This is a genomic window from Pseudomonas endophytica, from assembly GCF_001411475.1.
Taxonomy (GTDB): domain Bacteria; phylum Pseudomonadota; class Gammaproteobacteria; order Pseudomonadales; family Pseudomonadaceae; genus Aquipseudomonas; species Aquipseudomonas endophytica.
Map to the genome: position 1 here is coordinate 1 of NZ_LLWH01000237.1, position 16,496 is coordinate 16,496.

15 protein-coding genes are annotated in these 16,496 nt (G+C 57.6%); all 15 read left to right on the forward strand.

Annotation, left to right across the window (positions count from 1 at the left end; translation table 11 throughout):
• Positions 1 to 279 (forward strand): NADH-quinone oxidoreductase subunit A (gene ndhC / locus AQS70_RS22645; protein WP_055104974.1); only part of this gene is annotated, 279 nt, incomplete at its 5' end.
• A gap of 10 nt (positions 280 to 289) precedes the next feature.
• A complete protein-coding gene (locus tag AQS70_RS22650; RefSeq protein WP_055104975.1) occupies positions 290 to 964 on the forward strand; it encodes a NuoB/complex I 20 kDa subunit family protein in 675 nt (224 codons plus the stop codon).
• A 73-nt stretch (positions 965 to 1,037) separates the two neighbouring features.
• Positions 1,038 to 2,822, forward strand: a complete 1,785-nt coding sequence (gene nuoC, locus AQS70_RS22655; RefSeq protein WP_055104986.1) for an NADH-quinone oxidoreductase subunit C/D — start codon at positions 1,038 to 1,040, stop codon at positions 2,820 to 2,822.
• 2 nt (positions 2,823 to 2,824) lie between these two features.
• The gene (nuoE, locus tag AQS70_RS22660; RefSeq protein WP_055104976.1) at positions 2,825 to 3,322 is read left to right on the forward strand and encodes an NADH-quinone oxidoreductase subunit NuoE; all 498 of its coding nucleotides are present in this window, start codon (positions 2,825 to 2,827) and stop codon (positions 3,320 to 3,322) included.
• Entirely contained in the window at positions 3,319 to 4,674 is a 1,356-nt protein-coding gene (nuoF, locus tag AQS70_RS22665; protein ID WP_055104977.1) for an NADH-quinone oxidoreductase subunit NuoF, read from the forward strand. Before nuoE ends, nuoF begins: the two co-directional genes overlap by 4 nt.
• Positions 4,675 to 4,807: 133 nt before the next feature.
• Positions 4,808 to 7,411: an NADH-quinone oxidoreductase subunit NuoG gene (nuoG, locus tag AQS70_RS22670; protein ID WP_055104978.1), complete on the forward strand. Its 2,604-nt coding sequence runs from the start codon at positions 4,808 to 4,810 to the stop codon at positions 7,409 to 7,411.
• Complete coding sequence (nuoH, locus tag AQS70_RS22675) at positions 7,408 to 8,415, forward strand: NADH-quinone oxidoreductase subunit NuoH (RefSeq protein WP_055104979.1); 1,008 nt, start codon at positions 7,408 to 7,410, stop codon at positions 8,413 to 8,415. Before nuoG ends, nuoH begins: the two co-directional genes overlap by 4 nt.
• A 12-nt stretch (positions 8,416 to 8,427) precedes the next feature.
• Complete coding sequence (gene nuoI / locus AQS70_RS22680; RefSeq protein WP_016780194.1) at positions 8,428 to 8,976, forward strand: NADH-quinone oxidoreductase subunit NuoI; 549 nt, start codon at positions 8,428 to 8,430, stop codon at positions 8,974 to 8,976.
• Positions 8,977 to 8,985: 9 nt separating this feature from the next.
• On the forward strand, positions 8,986 to 9,489 hold the full coding sequence (nuoJ, locus tag AQS70_RS22685) for an NADH-quinone oxidoreductase subunit J (RefSeq protein ID WP_055104980.1): 504 nt from the start codon (positions 8,986 to 8,988) through the stop codon (positions 9,487 to 9,489).
• 1 nt (position 9,490) lies between these two features.
• Positions 9,491 to 9,799 carry an NADH-quinone oxidoreductase subunit NuoK gene (gene nuoK, locus AQS70_RS22690; protein WP_055104981.1) on the forward strand — a complete coding sequence of 103 codons (309 nt, stop codon included), beginning with the start codon at positions 9,491 to 9,493 and terminating at the stop codon, positions 9,797 to 9,799.
• Positions 9,796 to 11,649 carry an NADH-quinone oxidoreductase subunit L gene (nuoL, locus tag AQS70_RS22695; protein WP_055104982.1) on the forward strand — a complete coding sequence of 618 codons (1,854 nt, stop codon included), beginning with the start codon at positions 9,796 to 9,798 and terminating at the stop codon, positions 11,647 to 11,649. Before nuoK ends, nuoL begins: the two co-directional genes overlap by 4 nt.
• 38 nt (positions 11,650 to 11,687) lie before the next feature.
• On the forward strand, positions 11,688 to 13,220 hold the full coding sequence (nuoM, locus tag AQS70_RS22700; RefSeq protein WP_055104983.1) for an NADH-quinone oxidoreductase subunit M: 1,533 nt from the start codon (positions 11,688 to 11,690) through the stop codon (positions 13,218 to 13,220).
• A 7-nt stretch (positions 13,221 to 13,227) separates the two neighbouring features.
• The gene (gene nuoN / locus AQS70_RS22705; RefSeq protein ID WP_055104984.1) at positions 13,228 to 14,697 is read left to right on the forward strand and encodes an NADH-quinone oxidoreductase subunit NuoN; all 1,470 of its coding nucleotides are present in this window, start codon (positions 13,228 to 13,230) and stop codon (positions 14,695 to 14,697) included.
• Positions 14,698 to 14,931: 234 nt separating this feature from the next.
• The gene (locus tag AQS70_RS22710; protein ID WP_055104985.1) at positions 14,932 to 15,537 is read left to right on the forward strand and encodes a hypothetical protein; all 606 of its coding nucleotides are present in this window, start codon (positions 14,932 to 14,934) and stop codon (positions 15,535 to 15,537) included.
• Between the two features lie 239 nt (positions 15,538 to 15,776).
• Positions 15,777 to 16,496, forward strand: a 720-nt coding sequence (locus AQS70_RS22715) for a TonB-dependent receptor plug domain-containing protein (protein ID WP_156355263.1), incomplete at its 3' end; no start/stop codon positions are given.

Consider the following 16,496-nt stretch of genomic DNA (forward strand, 5'->3'; position numbering starts at 1 on the left):
GAACCGTTTGAGTCCGGCATGTTACCTACAGGTGGCGCCCGCTTACGGCTCTCAGCCAAATTCTATCTGGTCGCGATGCTATTCGTGATCTTCGATATTGAAGCCCTCTTTCTCTTTGCATGGTCTGTGTCTGTTCGCGAAAGCGGCTGGACCGGATTCGTCGAAGCTCTCGTTTTCATAGCAATTCTGTTGGCAGGCCTTGTCTACCTATTTCGGGTGGGTGCTCTTGATTGGGCACCAGAAGCTCGTCGTAAGCGGCAGGCCAAGCTGAAACAATGAGGCTTTGGCAATGCAATACGAACTCACCAGGATCGACCCAGATGCTCCTAACGAGCAGTACCCGATCGGCAAACGGGAAACCGTTTCCGATCCGTTAGAAGATCAAGTCCACAAGAATATCTTCATGGGCAAGCTTGAAGACGTGCTGAGCAATACCGTCAACTGGGGGCGTAAAAACTCCCTGTGGCCGTATAACTTCGGCCTGTCGTGCTGCTACGTGGAGATGACTACCGCCTTCACGGCGCCCCACGACATCGCGCGCTTTGGCGCCGAAGTGATCCGGGCATCGCCGCGTCAAGCGGATTTCATGGTTATTGCCGGTACCTGCTTCATCAAGATGGCGCCGATCATTCAGCGTCTCTATGAGCAAATGCTTGAGCCTAAATGGGTTATTTCCATGGGTTCTTGCGCCAACTCCGGCGGCATGTACGACATCTACTCCGTGGTTCAAGGGGTCGATAAGTTCCTGCCCGTGGACGTTTACGTGCCAGGCTGCCCACCCCGCCCAGAGGCTTTTCTGCAAGGCTTAATGCTCTTGCAAGAGTCGATTGGCCAGGAGCGTCGCCCACTTTCCTGGGTTGTCGGTGAACAAGGCGTGTACCGCGCCGAGATGCCGTCCCAAAAGGAACAGCGCCGCGAACAGCGTATTCAGGTCACTAACCTGCGCAGCCCCGACGAAGTCTGATCCAGCGCCGCTTCTTTAAATAGAACGCCCCCTGGCTTCATTCTTTACGTTGACCGAAAGCGATAAAAAAACCATGACTACAGGCTCCGCTCTGTACATCCCGCCTTATAAGGCTGACGACCAAGATGTGGTTGTCGAACTCAATACCCGCTTTGGCCCTGAGGCATTTACCGCCCAGGCCACACGCACCGGCATGCCGGTGCTTTGGGTTACCCGCGCAAAACTGGTTGAAGTCCTGACCTTCCTGCGCAACCTGCCTAAACCTTACGTCATGCTCTATGACTTGCATGGTGTAGACGAACGTCTGCGTACCAAGCGTCAAGGGCTGCCAGCCGGTGCAGATTTCACTGTGTTCTATCACTTGATGTCGCTTGAGCGTAATAGCGACGTGATGATCAAAGTGGCACTGTCTGAAAGCGACCTGAGCTTGCCGACGGTGACTGGCATCTGGCCAAACGCCAGCTGGTACGAGCGTGAAGTGTGGGACATGTTCGGTATCGACTTCAAAGGCCACCCACACTTGTCGCGCATCATGATGCCGCCGACGTGGGAAGGTCACCCGCTGCGCAAAGATTTCCCGGCGCGTGCGACAGAGTTCGATCCGTACAGCCTGACCTTGGCTAAGGTTCAGCTCGAAGAGGAAGCCGCACGTTTCCGTCCTGAAGACTGGGGCATGAAACGTTCCGGCGAAAACGAGGACTACATGTTCCTCAACCTGGGCCCGAACCACCCTTCGGCTCACGGTGCCTTCCGCATCATCTTGCAACTAGACGGCGAAGAAATCGTCGACTGCGTGCCCGACATCGGTTACCACCACCGCGGTGCCGAGAAAATGGCCGAGCGCCAGTCTTGGCACAGTTTCATCCCGTACACCGACCGTATCGACTACCTCGGCGGCGTGATGAACAACCTGCCCTACGTGCTCTCGGTTGAGAAACTCGCCGGGATCAAAGTACCGGATCGGGTCGACACCATCCGCATCATGATGGCCGAGTTCTTCCGTATCACCAGCCACCTGCTGTTCTTGGGAACTTACATCCAGGACGTGGGCGCCATGACTCCGGTGTTCTTCACCTTCACCGACCGTCAGCGCGCTTACAAAGTGATCGAAGCCATTACCGGTTTCCGTCTGCACCCGGCCTGGTACCGCATCGGCGGCGTAGCCCACGACCTGCCAAATGGCTGGGAACGTCTGGTCAAGGAGTTCGTCGAGTGGATGCCTAAGCGTCTAGACGAATACCAAAAAGCCGCGCTAGATAACAGTATCCTGCGTGGTCGTACCATCGGCGTTGCTCAGTACAACACCAAAGAAGCCCTGGAATGGGGCGTCACCGGTGCTGGCCTGCGTTCCACTGGCTGCGACTTCGATCTGCGTAAAGCGCGCCCTTACTCCGGCTACGAAAACTTCGAGTTCGAAGTCCCCTTGGCGGCCAATGGCGATGCCTACGACCGCTGCATTGTGCGTGTCGAAGAAATGCGCCAGAGCCTAAAAATTATCGAGCAGTGCATGCGCAACATGCCAGCTGGCCCGTACAAGGCGGATCACCCGCTGACCACGCCGCCGCCTAAAGAGCGCACGTTGCAGCACATCGAAACCTTGATCACGCACTTCCTGCAAGTTTCGTGGGGCCCGGTGATGCCGGCCAACGAATCCTTCCAAATGATCGAAGCGACCAAGGGCATCAACAGTTACTACCTGACGAGCGATGGCGGCACCATGAGCTACCGCACCCGGATTCGCACCCCAAGCTTCGCCCATTTGCAGCAGATCCCTTCGGTGATCAAAGGTGAAATGGTCGCGGACTTGATTGCGTACCTGGGAAGTATCGATTTCGTTATGGCCGACGTGGACCGCTAAGCATGAACAGCACGCTTATCCAGACAGACCGTTTCGCCCTGAGCGAAACCGAGCGCTCGGCCATCGAGCACGAGATGCATCACTACGAAGATCCACGCGCAGCGTCGATCGAAGCTCTGAAGATCGTTCAGAAGGAACGCGGCTGGGTGCCAGATGGCGCGGTCTATGCCATCGGCGAACTGCTGGGCATCCCTGCCAGCGACGTTGAAGGTGTGGCCACGTTCTACAGCCAGATCTTCCGGCAGCCGGTTGGCCGTCACATCATTCGCGTCTGCGACAGCATGGTCTGCTACATCGGCGGTCATGAGTCTGTGGTCAGCGAGATCCAGAGCAAACTGGGCATCGGCCTTGGTCAAACTACCGCAGACGGCCGCTTCACGCTGCTGCCGGTGTGCTGCCTAGGCAACTGCGACAAGGCGCCGGCGTTGATGATCGACGACGACACATTCGGTGACGTACAGCCTGCTGGCGTCGCCACGTTGTTGGAGGGCTACCCATGACCCTGACTTCTTTCGGCCCTGCCAACCGCATCGCGCGCTCGGCAGAGACACACCCCCTGACCTGGCGTCTGCGTGATGACGGCGAGCCGGTATGGCTCGACGAGTATCAAGCCAAAGACGGCTACGCGGCTGCGCGTAAAGCGTTCGCAGACATGGCTCAGGACGATATCGTCCAGACCGTCAAAGACGCGGGCCTCAAGGGTCGTGGTGGTGCAGGCTTCCCCACTGGTGTTAAGTGGGGGCTGATGCCTAAAGACGAGTCCATGAACATCCGTTACCTGCTGTGTAACGCCGATGAAATGGAACCCAACACCTGGAAAGACCGCATGCTGATGGAGCAACTGCCCCATCTGCTGATCGAAGGCATGCTAATCAGTGCCCGTGCACTAAAAACCTACCGTGGTTACATCTTCCTGCGTGGTGAATACACCACTGCCGCCGTGCACCTGCGTCGCGCGGTCGAAGAAGCCAAGGCAGCGGGCCTGCTGGGCAAGAACATCCTCGGTTCGGGCTTTGACTTCGAGCTGTTCGTACACACTGGCGCCGGGCGTTATATCTGCGGTGAAGAAACCGCACTGATCAACTCTCTCGAAGGCCGCCGCGCCAACCCACGTTCCAAGCCGCCATTTCCGGCCGCTGTGGGCGTCTGGGGCAAGCCGACCTGTGTTAACAACGTTGAAACCCTGTGCAACGTGCCGGCAATCATTGGCAACGGCGTTGACTGGTACAAATCCCTCGCTCGCGAAGGCAGCGAAGACCACGGCACTAAGCTGATGGGCTTCTCCGGCAAAGTGAAGAACCCTGGCCTGTGGGAGCTACCTTTCGGCATCACCGCTCGCGAGCTGTTCGAAGACTACGCGGGTGGCATGCGCGACGGCTTCAAGCTCAAGTGCTGGCAGCCAGGCGGCGCCGGTACTGGCTTCTTGCTCCCTGAGCACCTGGACGCACAAATGTACGCAGGCGGCATTGGCAAAGTCGGCACCCGTATGGGTACGGGCCTCGCCATGGCAGTGGATGACAGCGTCAACATGGTGTCCTTGCTGCGCAATATGGAGCAGTTCTTTGCCCGTGAGTCGTGCGGTTTCTGCACGCCTTGCCGCGATGGATTGCCATGGAGCGTTAAGCTCTTGATGGCCATCGAGAAAGGCGAAGGTCAGCCCGGCGACATTGAGACGCTGTTGGGCCTGGTCGGTTTCCTCGGCCCAGGCAAGACATTCTGTGCTCACGCACCGGGCGCCGTGGAGCCATTGGGCAGCGCGATTAAGTATTTCCGTCCCGAGTTCGAAGCCGGTATTGCTGCTGCAAAACCGGGTGCTGTGCCTCTGGCACGCCCGATCGTAGTCGGCGCGTAACGCTTTGCATAAGGGTGGTCCGTGCCACCCTTTGATCGTTCGATGACGCCGTAAAGGCTGTGTTGATTCGAACGCATAACAAGATTCCATTAGCCACGCCCGCTGACACCGGGCCAACGAAGACCTTTGAACCATGGCCACTATCCACGTAGACGGCAAAGAGCTCGAAGTCGATGGGGCAGACAACCTGTTACAGGCTTGTTTGTCGCTAGGACTCGATATTCCGTATTTCTGCTGGCACCCTGCCCTAGGCAGCGTTGGCGCCTGCCGCCAGTGCGCAGTCAAACAGTACACCGACGAGAACGACACCCGTGGTCGTATCGTTATGTCCTGCATGACGCCAGCCAGCGACGGAAGCTGGATTTCCATCGAAGACGAAGAAGCGAAAGTATTTCGCGCCAGCGTCGTCGAATGGCTGATGACTAACCACCCGCACGACTGCCCCGTGTGCGAAGAAGGCGGTCATTGCCACCTGCAAGATATGACCGTAATGACCGGTCACAACGAACGCCGCTATCGCTTCACCAAGCGCACTCACCAGAACCAGGAACTCGGTCCGTTCATCGCTCACGAGATGAACCGCTGCATCGCCTGCTATCGCTGCGTTCGTTACTACAAAGACTACGCTGGCGGCACCGACCTGGGCGTATTCGGCGCTCACGACAACGTGTACTTCGGTCGCGTTGAAGACGGCGTGCTCGAAAGCGAGTTTTCCGGCAACCTCACCGAGGTTTGCCCGACCGGCGTGTTCACCGACAAAACGCACTCCGAGCGCTACAACCGTAAGTGGGACATGCAGTTTGCCCCAAGCATCTGCCACGGTTGCTCCAGCGGCTGCAACATCAGCCCCGGTGAGCGCTATGGCGAACTGCGCCGCATCGAGAACCGTTTCAACGGCTCGGTAAACCAGTACTTCCTGTGTGACCGTGGCCGTTTCGGTTATGGCTATGTCAACCGCACCGATCGTCCACGTCAGCCGCTGCTGGCCGACGGTACCAAGCTGGGCCTGGACGCTGCACTGGACAAAGCCGCCGAGCTGTTGCGCGGCCGCAATATTGTCGGTATCGGTTCGCCACGCGCCAGCCTCGAAAGCAACTACGCGCTGCTTGAGCTGGTAGGCGCCGAGCACTTCTACTCTGGCATTGAAGCCAGTGAGCTGGAGCGCATCCGCCTTGTACTTCAAGTGCTTAAAGACAGCCCGCTGCCCGTCCCGAACCTGCGTGACATCGAAGATCACGACGCGGTATTCGTGCTTGGCGAAGACCTGACTCAGACCGCCGCCCGTATGGCGCTGTCGCTGCGTCAGTCGGTCAAAGGCAAGGCCGAAGACATGGCCGATGCCATGCGCGTACAACCTTGGCTCGACGCCGCGGTGAAGAACATCGGTCAGCACGCGCTGAACCCTCTGTTTATCGCCAGCCTGGCTGAAACCAAGCTCGATGACGTTGCCGAAGAATGCGTGCACGCCTCTCCAGACGACCTGGCACGGATCGGTTTCGCGGTGGCTCACGCCCTTGACGCCAGCGCACCGGCCGTTTCCGGCCTGGACGCTGAAGCCCTTGAACTGGCCCAACGTATCGCTGACGCCCTGCTTGCGGCTAAACGCCCATTGATCGTTGCCGGTACTTCGCTGGGCTCCAAAGCCTTGATCGAAGCCGCAGGCAACATCGCCAAAGCCTTGCACCTTCGAGAAAAAGCCGGCTCCATTAGTTTGGTCGTCCCCGAAGCCAACAGCCTTGGCCTTGCTATGCTCGGCGGTGATTCGGTCGATGCCGCACTGCAAGCTGTAATCGACGGTAAAGCCGACGCTATCGTGGTGCTGGAAAACGATCTGTTCACTCGCGTGGACGCGATTAAGGTGAATGCCGCACTGGACGCCGCCAAAGTAGTCATTGTTGCCGACCATCAGCAGACCGCAACTACTGAACGTGCAGATCTGGTACTGCCAGCCGCCAGCTTCGCTGAAGGCGACGGTACGTTGGTCAGCCAAGAAGGCCGCGCCCAACGCTTCTTCCAGGTATACGAGCCGCGCTACTTGGACTCGAGCATTTTGATCCACGAAGGTTGGCGCTGGCTGCACGCCCTGCGCAGCACATTGCTGGACAAACCCGTTGACTGGACACTGCTCGATCACGTGACTCAGGCCACTGCAAACAGCACCCCAGCTCTGGCCCAGATCGTTGATGCTGCGCCGTCCGCAGCGTTCCGTATCAAAGGCTTGAAACTGGCACGCGAACCGCTGCGTTACAGCGGCCGGACAGCCATGCGCGCCAACATCAGTGTGCACGAGCCACGTATTCCACAAGACCCGGACACCGCATTCGCGTTCTCGATGGAAGGTTATTCGGGCTCGGTTGAACCGCGTAAGCAAGTGCCATTTGCGTGGTCGCCGGGCTGGACCTCGCCACGAGCCTGGAACACATTCCCACACGGCACTTGGCAGGTCGTACCCTTCTATCACCTGCTGGGCAGCGAAGAGAACTCTTCCAAAGCCGCACCGGTGCAAGAACGCATCCCTGCCGCTTATGTGGCACTGGCCAAGTCCGAAGCCGATCGCTTGGGCGTCAATGATGGCGCGCTGCTGAGCTTGAACGTTGCAGGTCTGACCTTGCGTCTGCCGCTGCGTATCAACGAAGAGCTGGGGGCAGGTCTGGTGGCATTGCCAGCCGGTTTGCCAGGTATTCCGCCAGCGATCTTTGGCCTTACCGTTGACGGTTTGCAGGAGGCAGCCCAATGAGCTGGTTTACGCCTGAAGTGATCGACGTGATCATCACGGTGGTAAAAGCCATCGTGATCCTGCTTGCCGTTGTGGTGTGCGGCGCGCTGTTGAGCTGGGTCGAGCGTCGTCTGCTCGCCCTCTGGCAAGACCGTTACGGTCCGAACCGCGTCGGCCCGTTCGGCGCGTTCCAGATTGCCGCCGACATGGTCAAGATGTTCTTCAAGGAAGACTGGACGCCTCCATTCGCCGACAAGATGATCTTCACCCTGGCGCCGGTTGTGGCCATGAGCGCCCTGTTGATCGCCTTCGCGATTATCCCGATCACCCCGACCTGGGGCGTGGCGGATCTGAACATCGGCATCCTGTTCTTCTTCGCCATGGCGGGTCTGTCGGTGTACGCGGTGCTGTTCGCTGGCTGGTCCAGTAACAACAAATTCGCATTGCTCGGCGCCTTGCGTGCTTCGGCACAGACCGTGTCGTACGAAGTGTTCATGGGCCTGTCGCTGATGGGTATTGTGGTGCAGGTTGGCTCGTTCAACATGCGCGACATCGTTGAATACCAAGCACAGAACCTGTGGTTCATCATTCCGCAGATCTTCGGTTTCCTGACCTTCTTCATCGCTGGCGTCGCTGTGACTCACCGTCACCCCTTCGACCAGCCAGAAGCCGAGCAGGAACTGGCCGATGGCTACCACATTGAATACGCCGGCATGAAATGGGGCATGTTCTTCGTGGGTGAGTACATCGGGATCGTATTGATCTCGGCGTTGCTGGTGACTTTGTTCTTCGGTGGCTGGCACGGGCCTTTCGGCATCCTGCCGCAGATTCCGTTTATCTGGTTTGCCCTGAAGACCGCGTTTTTCATCATGATCTTCATCCTGTTGCGCGCCTCTATTCCGCGCCCACGGTATGACCAAGTGATGGACTTCAGCTGGAAATTCTGCCTGCCGCTGACCCTGATCAATTTGCTGGTAACCGCTGCCATCGTGTTGATGAACACGCCTGCAGCCGCGGTTCAGTGAGGATAGAGACCCATGTTCAAGTACTTGTTTGACATCGTGCATGGCACCTACACCCAGCTTCGCAGCCTGGTGATGGTTTTTGGCCATGCCTTCCGTAAGCGTGACACGCTGCAATACCCGGAAGAACCGGTCTATCTGCCACCGCGCTACCGTGGCCGAATTGTCCTGACCCGCGACCCGGACGGCGAAGAGCGTTGTGTAGCCTGTAACTTGTGCGCTGTGGCGTGCCCGGTGGGTTGCATCTCGCTGCAAAAAGCCGAAACCGAAGATGGCCGTTGGTATCCAGAGTTTTTCCGTATCAACTTCTCACGCTGCATTTTTTGCGGTCTGTGTGAGGAAGCCTGCCCGACCACCGCGATCCAGTTGACACCGGATTTCGAAATGGCCGAGTTCAAACGTCAGGATCTGGTCTACGAGAAAGAAGATCTGCTGATCTCCGGCCCCGGAAAGAACCCTGATTACAACTTCTATCGTGTTGCGGGTATGGCTGTAGAAGGCAAACCGAAAGGTGCTGCCCAGAACGAAGCCGAGCCAATCAACGTGAAGAGCTTGCTGCCTTAAGGAAGAACGATGGAATTCGCTTTCTATTTCGCATCGGGTGTCGCTGTTGTGTCCACGTTGCGCGTGATCACCAACACCAACCCTGTGCACGCCCTGCTCTACCTAATTATTTCGCTGATTGCTGTAGCGATGACCTTCTTTAGCTTGGGTGCACCGTTTGCCGGTGTGCTTGAAGTGATCGCCTACGCCGGCGCCATCATGGTGCTGTTCGTGTTTGTGGTGATGATGCTCAACCAAGGCCCAGCCTCGGTGACGCAAGAACGTCACTGGCTCAAGCCCGGTATCTGGGTCGGCCCGAGCATTCTGTCGGCACTGCTGCTGGCCGAGCTGCTGTACGTGCTGTTTGCACAGCAGAGCGGCGCGGCTATCGGTCAAACCACCGTGGATGCAAAAGCCGTGGGCATTAGCCTGTTCGGCCCGTATCTGCTGGTGGTCGAACTCGCCTCGATGCTGCTGCTTGCTGCGGCTGTGACGGCGTTCCACTTGGGCCGCAACGAGGCGAAGGAGCAATAAGATGCCTGGAATACCTTTGGAACACGGGCTTGCGGTAGCAGGCGTATTGTTCTGCCTCGGTCTGGTTGGGCTGATGGTTCGCCGTAACATTCTCTTCGTATTGATGAGTCTGGAAATCATGATGAACGCCGCTGCACTGGCGTTCATCGTTGCCGGTGCACGTTGGGGGCAGCCGGATGGACAAGTGATGTTCATCCTGGTGATCACCCTCGCAGCCGCTGAGGCCAGTATTGGTCTGGCGATCCTGCTGCAACTGTATCGCCGCTTCCACACGCTTGATATTGATGCTGCCAGTGAGATGCGCGGATGAACCTTCTCTTTCTGACTTTCGTATTCCCCCTGATCGGCTTTTTGCTGTTGTCGTTCTCCCGTGGACGCTTCAGCGAAAACCTCTCAGCGCTGATCGGCGTTGGCTCCATTGGCCTCTCGGCCATTGTTGCCGCGTATGTGATCTGGCAATTCAACGTTGCGCCGCCTGAAGGCGGTCACTACACACAAGTGCTGTGGCAGTGGATGTCGGTGGGCGAGTTCAAGCCTTCCTTCTCCCTCTACCTCGACGGCCTGTCGGTGACCATGCTGGGTGTCGTCGTCGGTGTGGGCTTTTTGATCCACGTGTTTGCCTCTTGGTACATGCGCGGTGAAGACGGCTACTCGCGCTTCTTCTCCTACACCAACCTGTTTATCGCCAGCATGCTGTTCCTGATCTTGGCCGATAACCTGTTGTTCGTGTACTTCGGCTGGGAAGGCGTGGGCCTGTGCTCGTACCTGTTGATCGGTTTCTACTACAGCAACCGTAAAAACGGCGACGCGGCACTCAAAGCCTTTATCGTGACCCGTATCGGTGACGTGTTCTTGGCCATTGGCCTGTTCATCCTGTTCCAACAGTTGGGCACGCTGAACATTCAAGAACTGCTGGTGTTGGCACCGCAGAAATTCCAGGCCGGTGATTTCTGGATCGTTCTGGCAACCCTCATGCTGCTGGGCGGCGCGGTGGGTAAATCGGCGCAACTGCCACTGCAAACCTGGTTGGCAGACGCGATGGCTGGCCCGACTCCGGTTTCAGCACTGATCCACGCAGCCACCATGGTGACCGCTGGTGTCTACCTGATCGCACGGACCCACGGTCTGTTCACCTTGGCGCCTGAAGTCCTGCATCTGGTCGGCATTGTTGGCGGTGTGACGCTGGTACTGGCAGGTTTCGCCGCGCTGGTACAAACCGACATCAAACGTATCCTCGCCTACTCGACCATGAGCCAAATCGGCTACATGTTCTTGGCGTTGGGCGTAGGTGCTTGGGACGGCGCGATCTTCCACCTGATGACCCACGCCTTCTTCAAAGCGCTGCTGTTCCTTGCTTCCGGTGCGGTGATTGTTGCCTGCCACCATGAGCAAAACATCTTCAAAATGGGCGGTCTGTGGAAAAAACTGCCACTGGCGTACGCCAGCTTCATCGTCGGTGGCGCGGCCCTGTCTGCCTTGCCACTGCTGACCGCGGGCTTCTACTCCAAGGACGAAATTCTTTGGGAAGCCTTCGCCAGCGGTAACAGCGGCTTGCTGTATGCCGGCCTGGTCGGTGCGTTCATGACCTCGCTGTACACCTTCCGTCTGATCTTCGTGACCTTCCACGGTGAAGCCAAGACTGAAGCCCACGCAGGCCACGGCGTTTCTTACTGGCTGCCACTGAGCATTCTGATCGTACTGTCGACCTTTATCGGCGCCCTGATCACTCCGCCACTGGCAGGTGTATTGCCACAAAGCGTGGGTCATGCGGGCGGCGAAGCCAAGCACAGCCTAGAAATCGCCTCGGGTGCTATCGCCTTGGCCGGTATCTTGCTCGCGGCCCTGCTGTACTTGGGCAAGCGTCGTTTCGTCACCGCTGTCGCCAACAGCGGCATCGGTCGCTTCCTCTCGGCCTGGTGGTTCGCTGCCTGGGGCTTTGATTGGTTGTACGACAAACTGTTCGTCAAACCGTACCTGTTGATCTGCCGCTTGCTGCGCAAAGATCCGCTGGACCAGACCATTGGTTTGATCCCGCAGATGGCCAAGGCAGGGCATAACGCCTTGAGCCGCAGCGAAACCGGACAACTGCGCTGGTACGCTGCTTCCATGGCCGCCGGTGCTGTATTGATCATGGGCGCCATCGTACTGGTAGCGGTCTGATATGAACCTTCGACATTGCGAAAGGAATTGAGCCCGTCATGATTCTGCCTTGGCTAATCCTGATCCCCTTTATCGGCGGCCTGCTGTGCTGGCTGGGTGAGCGCTTCGGCCCTACCCTGCCACGCTGGATTGCGTTGCTGACCATGTCCCTCGAACTTGCCCTCGGCCTTTGGCTATGGGCACACGGGGACTACCACCTGGCACCCAACCCCGGCGCAGCTCCGGCGTGGGCGCTTGAGTTCCAGCACACTTGGATCGAGCGCTTCGGCATTAGCGTGCACTTGGCGCTAGACGGCCTGTCGCTGCTGATGATTCTGCTGACCGGCTTGCTAGGTGTGCTGTCGGTACTGTGTTCCTGGAAAGAAATTCAGCGTCACGTGGGCTTCTTCCACCTGAACCTGATGTGGATCCTGGGCGGTGTAGTGGGTGTGTTCCTCGCCATCGACCTGTTCATGTTCTTCTTCTTCTGGGAAATGATGCTAGTGCCGATGTACTTCCTCATCGCGCTCTGGGGTCACAGCTCCTCCGACGGCAAGAAAACCCGCATCTATGCCGCGACCAAGTTCTTCATCTTCACTCAGGCTTCCGGCCTGATCATGCTGGTGGCGATCCTCGGTCTGGTACTGGTCAACTTCAATGAAACCGGGGTGCTGACCTTCAGCTACGCCGAGCTGCTTAAAACCAAGATGTCACTCACCACTGAGTACATCCTGATGTTGGGCTTCTTCATTGCCTTTGCGGTGAAACTGCCGGTTGTGCCGTTCCACTCTTGGCTGCCGGACGCTCACGCTCAGGCACCGACCGCAGGTTCGGTCGACTTGGCCGGTATCCTGCTCAAGACTGCTGCTTATGGTTTGCTGCGTTTCGCCTTGCCGCTGTTCCCGAATGCCTCGGCCGAATTTGCGCCGATTGCCATGACCTTGGGTCTGATCGGGATTTTCTACGGTGCCTTCTTGGCCTTCGCACAAACCGACATCAAGCGTCTGATTGCCTTCTCTAGCGTTTCCCACATGGGCTTCGTGCTGATCGGCATCTACTCCGGCAGCCTGCTGGCGTTGCAAGGTGCGGTTATCCAGATGCTGGCACACGGTGTTTCGGCGGCGGCGCTGTTTATCCTCAGTGGTCAGTTGTATGAGCGTCTGCACACCCGTGACATGCGTGAGATGGGGGGTTTGTGGTCCAAAATCGCTTATCTGCCAGCTATTAGCCTGTTCTTCGCTGCCGCGTCGCTGGGCTTGCCGGGCACTGGTAACTTTGTCGGTGAGTTCCTGATTCTGATGGGCTCGTTCGCCAGCTTCCCTTGGGTCACGGCGATTGCAACAACCGGTCTGGTGTTTGGCTCGGTTTACTCGCTGATCATGATTCACCGCGCCTATTTTGGCCCTTCCAAGTCGGACGCTGTACTGGCCGGCATGGATGCTCGTGAACTGATCATGGTGCTCGGTCTGGCGGTACTGCTGATTTTCATCGGCGTGTACCCACAACCGTTCCTCGATACCTCTGCTGCGACCATGCATGGCGTGCAGCAATGGCTCGGCACCGCCTTCACTCAACTCGCTTCGGCCCGGTAAGAGCGCTATGGAATTTACGATCCAACACTTTATCGCGCTTGCTCCACTGCTGATTACCAGCCTCACCGTTGTGGTGGTGATGCTGGCAATCGCGTGGCGCCGCAATCACTCACAGACCTTCCTGCTTTCGGTGGCGGGTCTTAACCTGGCCCTGTTGTCGATTTTCCCAGCGTTAAAAGTGGCTCCGCTGGCTGTCACACCGCTGTTGATGATGGATAACTTTGCTTATCTGTACATCGGCCTGATCCTCGTTTCGACCTTGGCCTGCGTCACGTTGGCTCATGCTTACTTGGGCGAAGGCGGCACGGGTTATCCGGGCAACCGTGAAGAGCTTTACCTGCTGATCCTGCTGGCTGCGACCGGCGGTATCGTGCTGGTGAGCGCACAACACTTGGCTGGCTTGTTTATCGGTCTGGAGTTGCTCTCGGTGCCGGTGTACGGCTTGGTGGCTTACGCCTTCTTTAATAAGCGTTCACTGGAAGCTGGCATCAAGTACATGGTGCTGTCGGCCGCAGGCTCTGCGTTCTTGCTATTCGGTATGGCCCTGCTGTACGCCGAAGCCGGTAGTTTGAGCTTCAGCGGTATTGGCCAAGCATTGGCCTCGACCGGCGCACCGAGCGCCCTTGCACAGCTGGGTCTGGGCATGATGTTGGTCGGTCTGGCATTCAAGCTGTCGTTGGTGCCTTTCCACCTCTGGACGCCAGACGTGTACGAAGGTGCTCCAGCGCCTGTGGCTGCCTTCTTGGCAACCGCCTCCAAAGTGGCTGTATTTGCGGTAATCGTGCGTTTGTTCCAAATCTCCCCGGCGGCAACGACCGGTGTGATGAGCGACGTACTGACGGTGATCGCGATTGCGTCGATCCTGTTCGGTAACCTGCTGGCCCTGACCCAAAACAACCTCAAGCGTCTGTTGGGTTTCTCGTCCATTGCTCACTTTGGTTACCTGCTGATTGCTCTGATTGCGAGCAAAGGCATGGCGGTTGAAGCGATTGGCGTGTACCTGATCACTTACGTACTTACCAGCTTGGGTGCGTTCGGCGTGATCACGCTGATGTCGTCGCCGTATAAGGGCCGTGATGCAGACGCCCTGTACGAGTACCGCGGCCTGTTCTGGCGTCGTCCGTACCTGACCGCCGTATTGACCGTGATGATGCTGTCGCTGGCAGGTATCCCGCTGACAGCTGGCTTTATCGGTAAGTTCTACATCATCGCGACCGGCGTTGAGGCTCAGCAATGGTGGTTGGTTGGGTCCTTGATCTTGGGTAGCGCCATTGGCGTGTTCTACTACCTGCGTGTGATGGTGACTCTGTACCTAGTCGAGCCAAAACTGCATCGCCACGACGCTCCGCTGAACTGGGAGCAAAAGGCAGGTGGTGTGATGCTGCTGGCGGTTTCGATTCTGGTATTCGTGTTGGGCGTTTACCCACAACCGATGCTGGAACTGGTACAACACGCAACGCTGTACCTGCTGGGTTAAGCATTAATCAGCCATACCCAAAACCCCGTGAAGGCCCAGCCCTCACGGGGTTTTTTGTTGCACCTCGACTGTGCTGTAACTGCGCACCGTGCACGACGCTTGATCTCAAAGACCCCGCTAAACCAGGATGCCTTCACGCAGGTTTTGCACAGTCGCCCCCGGACCGGCACACAACTAATGAGATACATGCGCAGACATGGCATAGTCCTGCGTCAACAAATGGAGTTGGCCTCAATGAACAAATACGTTTTATACCCGCTCGTTGCATTGCTCGCAGGATGTAGCACCGGGCCCTATTTGTACCCGGAGTCCGCGACGGGGAAAAACGCCTTACTTGAGCGCACCTGCCCAGGCCCTAAAGCAGCCATGAGCTTTGCGCCCCTCTCGGAAGAACTCGATGGGGTACATGTCTTGGTTTATGTGGCGCCACCGGGGACATCAAGCTGGCCAGAAAACCAGCGTTCAGTTGATACCGAGCTTCGCCTGTTTGGACGACTATATCCCCCCTCTCGCTTGCGCAACCTGAGCACCCCTGATCAACGCCGAGTCGCCTACCAACAAAGCAACCCGCCTCTTTGGGTGAGTGCCGCATCCCCCATGGTCAGCGTCACGTTGGCGACGGGTGAAACCTATGAAGTCAGCATCGAGCAACTAAAGACCGGCTTCGATCCAAAAGAACAAACCAGCAGCAGCCGCAAGGGAACGCCACTGGGCAAGGGCGACATGGATGACTTTACCCTCACCTTCCCGGATATATTCGTGAACGATGAAAAAGTACTCATGGCACCGATTCACTTTAAAAAACGTGAGGAGCGCTACGCCCCGGTATTTAACTGCTGAGTAAAAGCCTGCATCACCTTAAGAACAACCGTGACCTTCAAGCAGCGGCTGTCTGCTGCTTACCCACTATCTGCCAGCCTGATCGTTCGGTAAGCGCGCCTTCATCGCTGTCTCAATTCAGGGTGGGTACATGGCCTATCAGTGCCCCCCATTTAATTTGTTACGCTCGCACGTTGCGAGTCATTCTCGGCTTGTATAGGCTGGCGCGCCGCCCGCCCATCGCCTTGGAATGTCTGTTAATGCGACCTGCCCTCTCCTCATTGCTGCCCTTGGCGCTCGTCTGCGCCGCCCCCGCCTATGCTGGCCCGCTGGAGCTGGGTGAGGTTCAGGTGCGCAGCGAAGAAAACAGCGAGCTGCAAGCCGCTCAGGAAGCACTCAAGCAGGTGCCTGGCGCCAGCAATCTGATCGACATGAACCGCGTCGAGAATGGCCGCGTCGCCACTAACAGTGATGTGCTGGCGTATCAACCCGGTGTATATGCACAATCGGGTGGTAATGAAGGCACCAAGGTTTCGGTTCGCGGCTCAGGTATCAATCGCGCACCTGGCGCTCACGGCTCGGGTCTATACGTGCTGTTTGACGGCCTGCCATTGACCGGCCCCGGTGGCACCCCTTACGAGCTATTCGAGCCGTTGTGGTTAAGTCGCGCTGAGGTATTGCGCGGTGCCAATGGTTTTGAAACAGGCGCTTTGGCCCTGGGCGGTTCGATCAATTACGTAACCCATACTGGCTACGATGCAGCTCCATTGCAGGTGCGCTACGAAGCAGGCAGTTATGGCTATCAAAAACGTCAGATCAGCTCCGGGCAGGTATTGGGTGATCTCGACTACTACGTGTCGTTGACCGACGCCAATACGGATGGCTTTCAGGATCACACCAAGGGCAGCAGTAAAGGCATTGCCGCCCACGTCGGTTACAGATTCAGCCCACAAGTGGACACCCGCCTTTACCTGCGCTCC